Annotated in this window: 10 protein-coding genes; 5 read left to right on the top strand and 5 right to left on the bottom strand. The window is 60.6% G+C overall.

Going from position 1 to position 13174, the window contains the following annotated elements; genetic code table 11:
• Positions 1-60 precede the first annotated feature (60 nt).
• The 5 genes from HMPREF3142_RS07450 to moeA all read right to left on the bottom strand — a co-directional run bounded on the left by HMPREF3142_RS07450 (position 61) and on the right by moeA (position 6538).
• The gene (locus HMPREF3142_RS07450) at positions 61-876 is read right to left on the bottom strand and encodes a Cof-type HAD-IIB family hydrolase (RefSeq protein ID WP_016160538.1); all 816 of its coding nucleotides are present in this window, start codon (positions 874-876) and stop codon (positions 61-63) included.
• Between the two features lie 180 nt (positions 877-1056).
• On the bottom strand, positions 1057-3489 hold the full coding sequence (locus HMPREF3142_RS07445; RefSeq protein WP_070611935.1) for a formate C-acetyltransferase/glycerol dehydratase family glycyl radical enzyme: 2433 nt from the start codon (positions 3487-3489) through the stop codon (positions 1057-1059).
• A 4-nt stretch (positions 3490-3493) separates the two neighbouring features.
• On the bottom strand, positions 3494-4393 hold the full coding sequence (locus HMPREF3142_RS07440) for a glycyl-radical enzyme activating protein (protein WP_008805793.1): 900 nt from the start codon (positions 4391-4393) through the stop codon (positions 3494-3496).
• Positions 4394-4547: 154 nt separating this feature from the next.
• Positions 4548-5303, bottom strand: coding sequence for a molybdopterin-synthase adenylyltransferase MoeB (gene moeB, locus HMPREF3142_RS07435; protein ID WP_070611933.1), 756 nt, complete (start codon positions 5301-5303; stop codon positions 4548-4550).
• Positions 5303-6538 carry a molybdopterin molybdotransferase MoeA gene (moeA, locus tag HMPREF3142_RS07430; protein ID WP_070611931.1) on the bottom strand — a complete coding sequence of 412 codons (1236 nt, stop codon included), beginning with the start codon at positions 6536-6538 and terminating at the stop codon, positions 5303-5305. The genes moeB and moeA overlap by 1 nt, the downstream gene beginning before the upstream one ends.
• A gap of 235 nt (positions 6539-6773) precedes the next feature.
• Between moeA and iaaA the strand changes: the two genes are divergently transcribed.
• The 5 genes from iaaA to gsiD all read left to right on the top strand — a co-directional run bounded on the left by iaaA (position 6774) and on the right by gsiD (position 13072).
• The gene (gene iaaA, locus HMPREF3142_RS07425; protein ID WP_008805796.1) at positions 6774-7715 is read left to right on the top strand and encodes a beta-aspartyl-peptidase; all 942 of its coding nucleotides are present in this window, start codon (positions 6774-6776) and stop codon (positions 7713-7715) included.
• A gap of 17 nt (positions 7716-7732) precedes the next feature.
• A complete protein-coding gene (gene gsiA / locus HMPREF3142_RS07420) occupies positions 7733-9592 on the top strand; it encodes a glutathione ABC transporter ATP-binding protein GsiA (protein WP_016160540.1) in 1860 nt (619 codons plus the stop codon).
• Between the two features lie 32 nt (positions 9593-9624).
• Positions 9625-11166 carry a glutathione ABC transporter substrate-binding protein GsiB gene (gene gsiB / locus HMPREF3142_RS07415; RefSeq protein WP_064180396.1) on the top strand — a complete coding sequence of 514 codons (1542 nt, stop codon included), beginning with the start codon at positions 9625-9627 and terminating at the stop codon, positions 11164-11166.
• 72 nt (positions 11167-11238) lie between these two features.
• Positions 11239-12159, top strand: a complete 921-nt coding sequence (gene gsiC, locus HMPREF3142_RS07410; protein WP_008805798.1) for a glutathione ABC transporter permease GsiC — start codon at positions 11239-11241, stop codon at positions 12157-12159.
• Between the two features lies 1 nt (position 12160).
• The gene (gene gsiD, locus HMPREF3142_RS07405; protein ID WP_004147729.1) at positions 12161-13072 is read left to right on the top strand and encodes a glutathione ABC transporter permease GsiD; all 912 of its coding nucleotides are present in this window, start codon (positions 12161-12163) and stop codon (positions 13070-13072) included.
• Positions 13073-13174 lie beyond the last annotated feature (102 nt).

Genomic DNA, 13174 nt, shown 5'->3' with positions numbered 1-13174 from the left:
TTAAAATCTTGCTACGGCGCACAAAATGGAAAAACCGGGGCGCGATGCCCCGGCGAAGGGTCACGCGTTGAAGGGAGCGGTGTTATCGAGGACGGCCTGAATGACGTTCAGCGCGCCGTCATGGTTATTATCGTCGGTAGCGTAGCCGGCGATAGCCTTGATGCTGTCGGCGGCGTTACCCATGGCGAAAGCGTATTTCACCAGCTTCAGCATTTCGGCGTCGTTGCCGCTGTCGCCGATGGCCACGCACTGCTGGGGCGAAAGGTTCCAGCGTTTGAGCAGGCGGCTGATGCCGTTGGCTTTATGCAGGCCGGGGATAATCAAATCGACAAAGCCAAAGCCGCTGGTGACCGGCTTCATGATCCCGTCGAGCGACACGTGCAGTTTATCGATCAGCTGTGGGATCTCGCTGTCCGGCAGGTTGAGGGAGAATTTGAACAGCGTGTCGTCGATGCGATGGTAATCGCTTACCCGCTGCAGACGGTGGTAGTGCTTTGACATCAGGTCGACGAAGGCATCCGGAGCTTTATCGCTCACATACGCGCTCTGCAGGCCGCAGGCGACAAAGTTGAGCTGCGGATCTTTGAGCAATTCGCCAATCACCACCTGTGATTCGTGGCGGGTCAGTTCGCCGTGGAACAGCTGCTTGCCATGCTCAAAGACCAGCGCGCCGTTTTCGGCGACGAACGAAATCTGCTCGCGGATCTCCGGGAAGAAGGAGATCAACTGATAGTACTGGTTGCCGCTGGCGACAACAAATTCAATGCCGCGCTGCTGCAGCTGGGCGAATTGCGCCAGAAACCGTGAGCGATCGTAGGTTTTGGCGTCATTGAGAAAAGTTCCGTCCATATCGGTGACGATAACTTTAACGGTCATAAGGGGATGCTCCTGGCTTAACTTCGACCAGTAACATTCTAATTACAATGTGATGGGGAGCACAAATTTATTTCGAATGAAAGTTCACTCAGCGCAGAAAATGCCGGGTGGCAACGTTGCCTTACCCGGCCTGCAGAACAGGGTAGGCCCGCTAAGCATAGCGCCAGCGGGCACGAAGGGTTACAGCGTATGTTCGGTTCGGGCGATGATATCGTCCTGGGTATCCGGCGACAGGGCGGTGAAGAACGCCGAGTATCCGGCGACGCGGACCACTAAATCGCGGTACTGGTCAGGGTGTTTCTTCGCCTCCAGCAGCGTGTCGCGTGACACGATGTTGTACTGGATATGCCAGCCTTTGTGCACTTCAAAGAAGGTGCGCAGCAGCACCATCAGCTTCTGCTTGTCGGACTCATTCTCCAGCGTGGACGGATTCAGCTTCTGGTTAAGCAGCACGCCGCCGAGGATCGCGCCGGTGGGGAGTTTGCCCACCGAACTGATGACCGCTGTCGGCCCCAGATGGTCGGTACCGGAGGCCGGGCTGGCCCCTTCCGCCAGCGGGGTGTGCGCTTTACGGCCATCCGGTGTCGCCATCGTCTGGGCGCCGAACGGAACGTTGGCGGAGATAGACGACGTGCCGGCGTAATAGTTGCCGCCGATTGGGCCGCGGCCATAGCGCGGGTTGTGATACTGCTTCAGCTCGTCGATATAGGTCTGGTAGGCCCGCGCCAGCAACTCGTCGACGCTGTCATCATCGTTACCGTACTTCGGCGCGCCGTTGATCAACCGCTGGCGCAGCTGCTCGTGGGTCAGACCGTCGAAATCTTCCGCCAGCGCCTTCGCCAGTTCCTGCTGGCCGATGGCGCCCTGATCGAAGACCAGTTTTTTCACCGCCGCCAGGCTGTTGCCGAGGTTGGCGATACCCACCTGCAGGCCGGAAACCCAGTCATATTTCGCGCCGCCTTGCTTGATGCTTTTCGCCCGTTCGATACAGTCATCCACCAGCGCCGAACAGAGAATATCGTGGACGTTTTCCTCCAGCATGGTATCGACCACATACTCAATCTCAATGGATTTACGGGTGTAGTAGCGGATCTGGTTATCCCAGTCTGCCAGCACCTGGTCGAAATTAGCGAAGTTGCCTTTCGACAGGGCATGCTCCTGGGGCAGGAATACCTGACCGCTGGTGGCATCGCGGCCGCCTTCCAGCGTCGCCAGCATCACCCGCGCGAAGTTGATAAAGCTCATGCCGGTGCAGCGGTAGCCCCATTTGCCGCCAACCGCGGTTTCGATGCAGCCGATAGCGGCATAATCGTAGGCGTCCTGCGGCTCGATGCCGAGTTTGATAAATTCCGGGATGACGATTTCGTCGTTATTAAACGCCGGCATGCCGAAGCCGCAGCGGATCACCTGGACGCAGGCGTCGAGGAAGTCGTTGCTCATCCCGGCATGGTAACGCACGCTGAGGTTCGGCTGGGTAGAGCGCAGACGACCACAGGATTCCAGGATGGCATACGACAGCGGGTTGACGGCGTCCTGCGGCTTGCCGTCGACCAGGTTCTGGCCGCCAATGGTGACGTTCTGGTACAGCGGGCTGCCGGCAGAGGCCTTGGAGTGCGAGCCGGAGCGAATTTTGTTGACCTCCAGCAGCTTCAGCCAGCAGCTGTGCAGCAGCTCAATGGCCTGTTCGCGATCCAGCGACTGCTGCAGTTCAACGTCGCGACGGTAGTACGGATAGAGGTACTGGTCCATACGGCCAAAGGAGACCGAGTGGCCATTAGATTCAATCTGCAGGATTAGCTGAATGAAGTAGCACAGCTGCAGCGCCTGCCAGAAGGTTTTCGGCGGCTCATGGGCGATGATGTCGCAGTTTTCGGCTATCGTCAGCAGTTCGTGGCGGCGTGATTCACGGGATTCTGCTGTCGCCATCTCGCGCGCCAGCGCGGCGAAGCGTTTGCTGTGGTCGCTGACCGCTTCCAGAACGATATCAATCGCTTTCAGGAACTGCTCGCCGTGCAGATCTTCCAGCACCGTCAGGTTAATGCGCGACCGGCGTTCGGCGACCTTGGCGCGCATACCGTCGAGGCCTTTCTCCAGCAGCAGCGGGTAGTTGACCGCCAGGTGGGCGTCACCGGAAGTCATGTTGCCTTCCGCCTTGATAATACCGGTGGCGAGGAGCGCCTTCTGCTCATCGGTAAACATACCGTAGCAGCGGTCCTGTACGGTCTGCCCGCGCCACCATGGGCACACTTCATGCAGCACGCGTTTGTTCTCTTCGCTGACCGAGAAGCCGGCGCCGGGGCGGTCGGCAAGATCGTCGATCTCTTTCTCAATCCAGCTGACGGTGTATTCCGGGAAAATCGGCGCGGCGCGCACTTCGCTGGCCTGGTTGCCGACGATCAGTTCGTCGTGCTTGATCCAGATGGTGCGCTCGGCAAGGTGATGTGCCAGCGCCAGGGCGCGACGTACCGGGATTGGCTTATCAAGATGCTGCTGATACATCTCGGTGTAGTGGCGGGCGCGTTCGGTACAGACCGGCGGTTTGACAATATGCACCAGTGCCATTTTATGGGCCTGGATGCGGGCGCTGAGGGTATTGAGTTTGAGAGTCGTCATAAGGTTATCCTCGTAAGATCGCCGTTAGCCCCTTGCTCCGCGCATAATCCTGCGCGAAGGCGAGCAGCTCAGGAGCATCCAGCGGTTTGTCCGGTGCGGTGTAGGGCTGACTGAGTAACTGGTATTTGTTCATTCCCAGCGTGTGGTACGGCAGGAAATGGATCTCGCTGACCTGCAGGCGGTCGGCGGCAAAATCGGTGATCGCGGCAATGTCGGCTTCACTGGCGTTGAATCCCTGGATCAGCGGCACGCGAATAATCATTTTTTTCCCTGCCTGCGCCAGTCGCTGCAGGTTATCCAGCACCCGGCGGGCGCTGCCGTCGGTCCACTGCTGGAAAACGGCCTCGTCGACGTGTTTCAGGTCGGCGAGAAACAGGTCGACAAAGGGTAAAGCCGGTTCAATGTATTTCCACGGCACGTGCAGGCAGGTTTCCACGGCGGTGTGAATACCTGCCTGATGGCTGGCTTCGAAAAGCGCCTGCGCCAGCGTCGGGTTCATAAAGGGTTCGCCGCCGGAAAGGGTGATGCCGCCGCCGCTGCGATCGTAGAACGGTTTATCACGCAGCACCGTCGCCATGATCGCTTCGACGTTTTTCTCCTCGCCGCAGACCGTTAGCGCGGTGGTGGGGCAGCAGTCACGCAGCGCAGTAATATGCTTGTCGTTAACGTTTTGCCGATCAATGATCAAACCATCGAGGGTACGGGTGATAACCTCCGGCGCCGCCTGCTGGCACAGATCACAGCCGGCCAGGCACAGCCGCGAGTCATACAGCAGATCTTCGCTGCGGGCGCGGCTTTCCGGGTTCTGGCACCAGCGGCAGCCCAGCGAGCAGCCTTTCAGGAAGACGACGGTACGGATCCCTGGGCCGTCATGGGTGGAGTAGCGCTGGATGTTGAAGATCATGGCTTATCCTCTTGTTTGCGTATGAATATAAAAACACTTTCGAATGAAAGTTATATTGACGCAAATCAACAAGCGGGATGGGGCTAAGCTCCTGGGGATAAAAAAACGAGAGAGGTCACAAAACCACCGACGACCCTCGTCGCCGGTGTGGGGGTTAGTGCGAGCCGCATACCTCGCACTGCGGATGACGCATCAGCTTCATTTCACGAAACTGGCAGGTCATGGCGTCGTACATCACGATTTTTCCGCTGGCAGGGGTGCCGTAGCCGGTCAGCAGTTTAATGGCCTCCATCGCCTGCAGCGAACCGATGGTGCCCACCAGCGGGGCCATTACCCCGGCTTCGACGCAGGTGAGGGCATTTTCGCCGAACAGACGGCTCAGGCAGCGGTAGCAGGGTTCGCCATCCTGATACGTGAAGACGCTGATTTGCCCCTCCATGCGGATCGCCGCCCCGGAGACCAGCGGGGTGGTGTGCTGGAAACAGCCGGCGTTGAGCTGGTTACGAATGGCGACGTTGTCGGTGCAGTCCAGCACCAGATCGTGATCGGCAATCTGCCCCGACAGCGCGGTCTCATCCAGCAAGGCATTGAGCGGGACCAGCCGGACGTGCGGGTTAATGCGCGCCAGCGCCTCGCGGGCAGAATCCACCTTCGGTTGGCCGATGGTCGCGTCGCTGTGCAGCGTCTGGCGTTGGAGGTTGGACAGCGAGACGGTGTCGAAATCGAGCAGGGTGAGCTGACCCACGCCGGCCGCCGCCAGATATTGAGCGGCGGCGCAGCCGAGCCCGCCGAGGCCGACCACCAGTACGCGAGCGGCTTTTAGCCGCTCCTGACCGTCGAAATCAAAACCGCGCAAGACGATCTGCCGGTTATAGCGCAGCATCTCCTCGTCGCTCAGCTCAACGGCCATTACAGCCCCCCAAACAGATGATTAAAGGGCTCGACTTCGACCCATTCGCCCGCTTCGACGTGGCCGCGTTCGCGCTCCAGTACGATAAAGCAGTTACCGAGGCTGAATGAGCTGAAAATGTGCGAGCCCTGATGGCCGGTGGTGGTCACCACCAGCTCGCCGTCGGGGTTGCGCTGCAGAATACCGCGCTGGAAGTCGAGACGGCCCGGCGACTTCTTCAGTCGCGTGGCGGCGCGTACCCGCAGGCGGGTTGCCTGAAGCGGGCCGTGCTTGCCCGAGAGTTTCGCCAGCAGCGGCTGCACCAACTGACAGAAGGTGACGGTGGCGGAAACCGGGTTACCCGGCAGGCCGCAGAACCAGCTGCTGCTGAGTTTGCCGAAGGCGAAGGGTTTCCCCGGCTTGATCGCCAGTTTCCAGAAGCCGATCTCCCCCAGCTCTTCAAGAATGGTTTTGGTGTAGTCGGCTTCGCCCACCGAGACGCCACCGGAGCTGATGACCACGTCGGCCCGCTGGTCGGCGGCGATAAACGCGTCACGCAGCTTCGCCGGGTCGTCAGGAATAATGCCGAGGTTAATGACCTCGTAGCCCAGCTGCTGCAGCATCAGGTGCACCGCCAGGCGGTTGGTATCGTAAATCTGGCCGTCGCCGAGCGGTTGACCCGGCAGCTGCAGCTCATCGCCGGTTGAGAAGACCGCGACGCGGACCTTGCGCACCACCTCGACCTCGGCAATGCCCAGCGAGGCCAGCACCGGCAGCTCGGCCACCGTCAGGGGCGTCCCCGCCGGGAAGACCACCGCGCCGTGGGCGATATCTTCTCCGCGACGGCGAATGTGCTGCCCGGCTTTCACCGGCGCGGTAAAGTGCACGCCGGCGTCGGTCTGTTCGGTCTCTTCCTGCATGACCACCGCGTCGCAGCCCGCAGGCACCGGCGCGCCGGTCATGATGCGAATACAGGTGCCGGTGGGCCAGGTCTCGTGAAACGGTTGGCCGGCAAAGGCCTTACCGGCGACCGGCAGCGCCGCGCCGTCGCGAAGGTCGCTTAGCCGGACGGCATAGCCATCCATCGCGGCGTTATCAAAGCCGGGCACATCCAGCGGGGAGACGATGTCATGGGCGGTCACACGCGAGAAGGCCTGCAACAGCGGTACAGTTTCCGTCGCGTTCAGCGGCGTAATACGATCGAGCATCTGGGCGAGGGCTGTGTCGAGCGGCATCAGTCCGGCGGTAAAATCCATGGGTCACTCCTGCGGGCAAAACAGCGAAAACGCCTATTATGGCAGAAAAGCGGCGCGGGCTGTATGCCACCTGGGTACGAGGCTTTACATCGCCCGCCGCTCTTTCTATATTCAAAAATTGTATAAGACATTCAGCAATATAATGATATCAATACCCTTATTCCTGACGTGACCGGCGCCGCGCCGCGGTACGACGGGGCAGGGGCGATCCACTTCATCGTTAAGGACTGGCGAAATGGGCAAGGCGGTTATAGCAATTCACGGCGGCGCAGGGGCGATTTCTCGCGCGCAGATGACGCCGGAGCGGGAGCGAGAGTATGTGGCGGCGCTGTCGACTATCGTCGAAAGCGGGCAGAAGATGTTGGCTGCGGGCGCCAGTGCGCTGGATACCGTGACCGAGGCCGTTCGGCTGCTGGAAGAGTGCCCGCTGTTTAATGCCGGGATGGGCGCGGTATTTACCCACGATCAAACCCACGAGCTGGACGCCTGCGTAATGGATGGCTACAGCCTGCAGGCGGGCGCGGTGGCCGGGGTCAAACATTTGCGTAATCCGGTGCTGGCGGCGCGTCTGGTACTGGAGGAGAGTCCGCACGTGCTGCTGATTGGCGAGGGCGCGGAAAATTTCGCCTTCTCCCGGGGGATGGAACGCGTGGAAAACGATCTCTTCTCCACGCCCGAGCGCCTGCTGCAGCTGCAGGAGGCGAAAGCGGGCGGGGAGATTATCCTCGACCACCACGCCGCCCCGCTCGATGAACGCCAGAAAATGGGCACCGTCGGCGCGGTGGCGCTCGACCTGGCTGGCAATCTGGCGGCGGCAACCTCCACCGGCGGCATGACCAACAAACTGCCCGGACGCGTCGGCGACAGCCCGCTGCCGGGCGCGGGATGCTATGCCAACAATGCCAGCGTGGCGGTCTCCTGCACCGGCACCGGCGAAGTTTTTATGCGCACCCTGGCGGCCTACGATATCGCCGCCCTGATGGAGTATGGTCAGTTGAGTCTCTACACCGCCTGCGAGCGGGTGGTGATGGAGAAACTGCCGGCTCTCGGCGGTAGCGGCGGGCTGATTGCCGTCGATCGCGAAGGTAACGTCGTTTTACCGTTTAACAGTGAAGGCATGTACCGCGCCTGGTGCTATGCCGGCGATACGCCGACCATTGGCATTTATCGCGAATAGAAGAAGGGAGAGGGAGAGTGTCGCAAACTCACGAAACCGATACCTGCGAAGTGCTGGTAGTGCGCAACCTGAACGTGGCCTTTCGCCAACAGGATGCGCCAGAGGTGCAGGCCGTGCGTCAGCTATCCTTCAGCCTGCGTCGCGGCGAGACGCTGGCGATAGTGGGTGAGTCCGGTTCGGGAAAATCGGTGACCGCGCTGGCGCTGATGCGTTTGCTTGACGCCGCCAGCAGCGAAGTGAGCAGCGAGGGGCTGTGGCTGCGGCGGCGTAACCGGCAGGTGATCGCGCTCAATGAGCAAACGGACGCCGAGATGCGCCGGGTGCGCGGCGCGGATCTGGCCATGATTTTTCAGGAGCCGATGACCTCGCTGAATCCGGTTTTTACCATCGGCGAACAAATCGCCGAATCCCTGCGCCTGCACCAGGGGCTGGGGCGCGAAGAGGCGCTGCGCGCGGCGAAAAAGATGCTCGACCAGGTGCGGATTCCCCAGGCGGAAGAGATGCTCTCACGCTATCCGCACCAGCTCTCCGGCGGCATGCGCCAGCGGGTGATGATCGCCATGGCGCTCTCCTGTCGGCCGGCGGTGTTGATAGCCGATGAGCCGACCACAGCGCTGGATGTCACCATCCAGGCACAAATTTTGCAACTCATTGCCGTCCTGCAAAAGGAGATGGCGATGGGGGTGATCTTTATTACCCACGATATGGGCGTCGTAGCCGATATCGCCGATCGGGTGCTGGTGATGTATCGCGGTGAGGCGGTAGAGACCGGCAGCGTTGAGGAGATCTTTCGTTCGCCGCAGCACCCTTATACTCAGTCGCTGCTGGCGGCGGTTCCGCGGCTGGGGGAGATGCGGGGTCAGGATCTGCCGCGCCGTTTTTCGCTTCCCGGTCAGCCGCAGGCGGAGACCGAAACGCCAGACACGGTGGCGGCGGGGGAGCCTATCCTGCAGGTGCGCGACCTGGTGGCCCGTTTTCCGGTGCGCGGCGGGCTGCTCAATCGCGTGACGCGCGAAGTGCATGCGGTGGAGAAGGTCAGTTTTGATCTCTGGCCGGGAGAGACCCTGTCGCTGGTGGGAGAGTCTGGCTGCGGCAAGTCGACCACCGGCCGGGCGCTGCTGAGACTGGTCGAAACCCAGGGTGGCACCATTACCTTCGACGGCCAACGGATTGATACGCTCTCCGGCAGCAAGCTGCAATCCCTGCGCCGTAATATTCAGTTTATTTTTCAGGATCCTTACGCTTCGCTTGACCCGCGTCAGACGGTCGGCGATTCGATTATGGAGCCGCTGCGGGTGCATGGCCTGCTGCACGGGGAAGCCGCGCGTGAGCGGGTTTCCTGGCTACTGAAGCGCGTGGGGCTTCAGCCGGAGCATGCCTGGCGTTACCCCCATGCCTTTTCCGGCGGCCAGCGGCAGCGGATCTGCATTGCCCGCGCGCTGGCGCTGAATCCGAAGGTGGTGATAGCCGATGAGTCGGTGTCGGCCCTGGATGTCTCCATTCGGGCGCAGATTATCAATCTGATGCTCGACCTGCAGCGCGAGATGGGTATCGCGTTTCTGTTTATTTCCCATGATATGGCGGTGGTGGAGCGCATCAGCCACCGCGTGGCGGTGATGTATCGCGGTCGCATTGTCGAAATAGGCCCGCGCCGTGCGGTGTTTGAAAACCCGCAGCACCCCTATACCCGTAAGCTAATGGCCGCCGTACCGGTGGCCGACCCGGCCTACCGTCATCCGCAGCGAGTCCTGCTGTCTGATGACGTCCCGGGCAATATCTATAAGCGGGGCGAGGAGATGGCCAGCGTGCCATTGCAGCAGGTTGGGCCGGACCACTTTGTCGCCCGCGAATCCGCCGATGTGCTGGGCAGAGCATAACAACACATAACGCACCTTTTCAGGAGAATACGATGACACAACCTGTTTCACGCAAATGGTGGCTGGCGCTGAGTATCGCGGCGGCCCTGGCGAGCGCCCCTGCCTTTGCCGCCAAAGATGTGGTCGTGGCGGTCGGGTCTAACTTTACGACGCTCGATCCCTATGATGCCAACGATACCCTGTCGCAGGCGGTGGCGAAGTCCTTTTATCAAGGCCTGTTCGGCCTTGATAAAGAGATGAAGCTACAAAATGTTCTTGCCGAGAGCTATACCGTGTCACCGGACGGCCTGGTGTACACCATCAAGCTGCACAGCGGGGTGAAATTCCAGGATGGCACCGACTTTAACGCCGAGGCGGTCAAGGCTAACCTCGACCGCGCGAGTAACCCGGATAACCATCTCAAGCGCTATAACCTGTATAAAAATATCGCCAGCACCGAGGCGGTCGATCCGACCACGGTCAAAATTACCCTGAAGCAGCCCTTCTCGGCATTTATTAACATTCTCGCCCATCCGGCGACGGCGATGATTTCGCCGGCGGCGCTGAAAAAATATGGCAAGGATATTGGCTTCCATCCGGTGGGTACCGGGCCGTATAAGCTCGACACCTGGAACCAGACCGATTTCGTGAAGGTCAGCAAGTTCGATGGTTACTGGCAGCCAGGCCTGCCGAAGCTGGACTCCATCACCTGGCGTCCGGTGGTGGATAACAACACCCGGGCGGCGATGCTGCAGACCGGCGAAGCGCAGTTTGCTTTCCCGATCCCTTACGAACAGGCGCCGCTGCTGGCAAAAAACAACAAACTGGAGCTGGTGGCCAGCCCGTCGATCATGCAGCGCTACATCAGCATGAACGTGACGCAGAAGCCGTTCGATAATCCGAAGGTGCGTGAAGCCATCAACTATGCGATTAACCGTCAGGCGCTGGTCAAGGTGGCGTTTGCCGGATACGCCACCCCGGCGACCGGGGTGGTGCCGCCGTCGATTGCCTACGCCCAGACTTACACCGCCTGGCCCTACGATCCGGCGAAAGCTCGCCAGTTGCTGAAAGAGGCCGGCTACCCTAACGGTTTCAGCACCACGCTGTGGTCATCACATAATCACAGCACCGCGCAGAAAGTACTGCAGTTCACCCAGCAGCAGCTGGCGCAGGTGGGGATTAAGGCGCAGGTGACGGCGATGGACGCTGGTCAGCGGGCGGCGGAAGTGGAAGGTAAAGGGCAGAAAGAGAGCGGGGTACGGATGTTCTATACCGGCTGGTCCGCCTCCACCGGTGAAGCCGACTGGGCGTTGTCGCCGCTGTTCGCCTCGCAAAACTGGCCGCCGACGCTGTTTAATACCGCGTTTTACAGCAACCCGCAGGTGGATAACGCGCTGAGCGAGGCGCTGAAAACCACCGACCCGCAAGAGAAAACCAAACTCTATAAAGAGGCGCAGGATATTATCTGGAAAGAGTCGCCGTGGGTACCGCTGGTGGTCGAGAAACTGGTCTCCGCCCACAGCAAGAACCTCACCGGTTTCTATATCCAGCCGGATACTGGCTTTAGTTTTGAACAGGCAGATTTAACACCGTGAAGGATGGGATGATGCTCTCCGGCGCCAGCGCGCGGGGGGCGGTTTTTCCGCGGGGCGGGTTGCGGAGGTATGATGCTCAACTATGTGATTAAGCGCCTGCTGGGGCTGATCCCCACCCTGCTTATCGTCGCAGTACTGGTGTTTCTGTTCGTCCATATGCTGCCCGGTGACCCGGCGCGGCTGATTGCCGGACCGGAGGCCGATGCCCAGGTGGTGGCGATGGTGCGCCAGCAGCTGGGGCTTGACCAGCCGCTGCATGTCCAGTTCTGGCACTACATCACCAACGTGCTGCGCGGCGATTTTGGCATTTCCATGGCCTCGCGGCGTCCCGTTTCCAGTGAAATAGCCAGCCGCTTTATGCCCACGCTGTGGCTGACGCTGGCCAGCATGAGCTGGGCGGTACTGTTCGGGATGGCGGCGGGGATCGCGGCCGCGGTGTGGCGCAATCGCTGGCCCGACCGTCTGGGAATGGCGCTGGCGGTGAGCGGCATTTCGTTTCCGGCTTTTGCTCTCGGCATGCTGCTGATGCAGGTGTTTTCGGTTGAGCTGGGCTGGCTGCCGACGGTGGGGGCCGACAGCTGGCGGCACTATATTTTGCCATCGTTGACCCTTGGCGCGGCGGTAGCGGCGGTCATGGCGCGCTTTACCCGCGCGTCGTTCGTTGATGTGTTGCATGAAGACTATATGCGTACCGCGCGGGCGAAAGGGGTGAGCGAAACGTGGGTGGTGCTCAAGCATGGCCTGCGCAATGCGATGATCCCGGTGGTGACCATGATGGGGCTACAGTTCGGCTTTCTGCTCGGTGGGTCGATCGTCGTGGAAAAGGTGTTTAACTGGCCGGGACTTGGGCGCCTGTTGGTCGATTCGGTAGAGATGCGCGATTACCCGGTAATTCAGGCGGAAGTCCTGCTCTTTTCGCTGGAGTTTATTCTTATCAATTTAGTGGTGGATGTGCTGTACGCGGCCATTAACCCGGCTATCAGGTATAAGTAAGGTGCGATTGCTCAACTGGAGAAGGCAGGCGGCGCTGAACGCCATGCCGGGTATCAGACCCGGCGAGATCCATACCCCATGGCATGAGTTCTGGCGGCGCTTTCGTCGCCAGCCGGTGGCGATGGGCGCTGGTATTTTCGTGCTGTTGCTGATTGCGGTAGCCATCGTTGCGCCATGGATAGCGCCGTACGATGCGGAAAATTATTTCGATTATGACCGGCTTAACGAGGGGCCCTCGCTGGTGCACTGGTTCGGTGTCGACTCGCTGGGGCGCGATATTTTCAGCCGGGTGCTGGTCGGGGCGCAGATCTCGCTGGCTGCCGGGGTACTGGCGGTGCTGATTGGCGCGGCTATCGGCACGGTGCTTGGGCTGCTGGCCGGCTACTATGAGGGCTGGTGGGACCGGCTCATTATGCGACTTTGCGACGTGCTGTTCGCCTTTCCGGGGATCCTGCTGGCGATCGCGGTGGTCGCTGTCATGGGCAGCGGGATGGCCAACGTGATCATCGCCGTGGCGATCTTCTCGATCCCGGCGTTTGCTCGTCTGGTGCGCGGCAATACGCTGGTGTTAAAGCAGCAGACCTTTATTGAATCGGCGCGCAGCATCGGCGCCAGCGACGCCACCATTCTGTTCAACCACATCCTGCCGGGGACGGTGTCATCGATCGTGGTTTACTTCACCATGCGTATTGGGGTGTCGATTATTTCGGCGGCCAGTCTGTCGTTTCTCGGCCTCGGCGCGCAGCCGCCCACCCCGGAGTGGGGCGCGATGCTCAACGAGGCGCGGGCGGATATGGTGATGTCCCCGCACGTAGCGCTGTTTCCGGCGGTGGCGATTTTCGTGACCGTGCTGGCGTTTAATCTGCTGGGAGATGGCCTGCGCGATGCGCTGGATCCGAAGTTAAAGGGGTAGGGTGAGGGAAAGCACCGCCGTGCGGTGCTGCGGCTTCAGCGCACATTGCGCTCCCGGTTAATCTTCTGCGTTATGCCTGGCATGGCGCAGGGAGCGCACAGG

Source organism: Klebsiella sp. HMSC16C06 (genome assembly GCF_001808325.1).
In the GTDB taxonomy this organism is placed as follows: Bacteria; Pseudomonadota; Gammaproteobacteria; order Enterobacterales; family Enterobacteriaceae; genus Klebsiella; species Klebsiella variicola.
The sequence above is the reverse complement of the archived record's forward strand: the minus strand, read 5'-3'. Positions and strand labels throughout refer to the sequence as shown.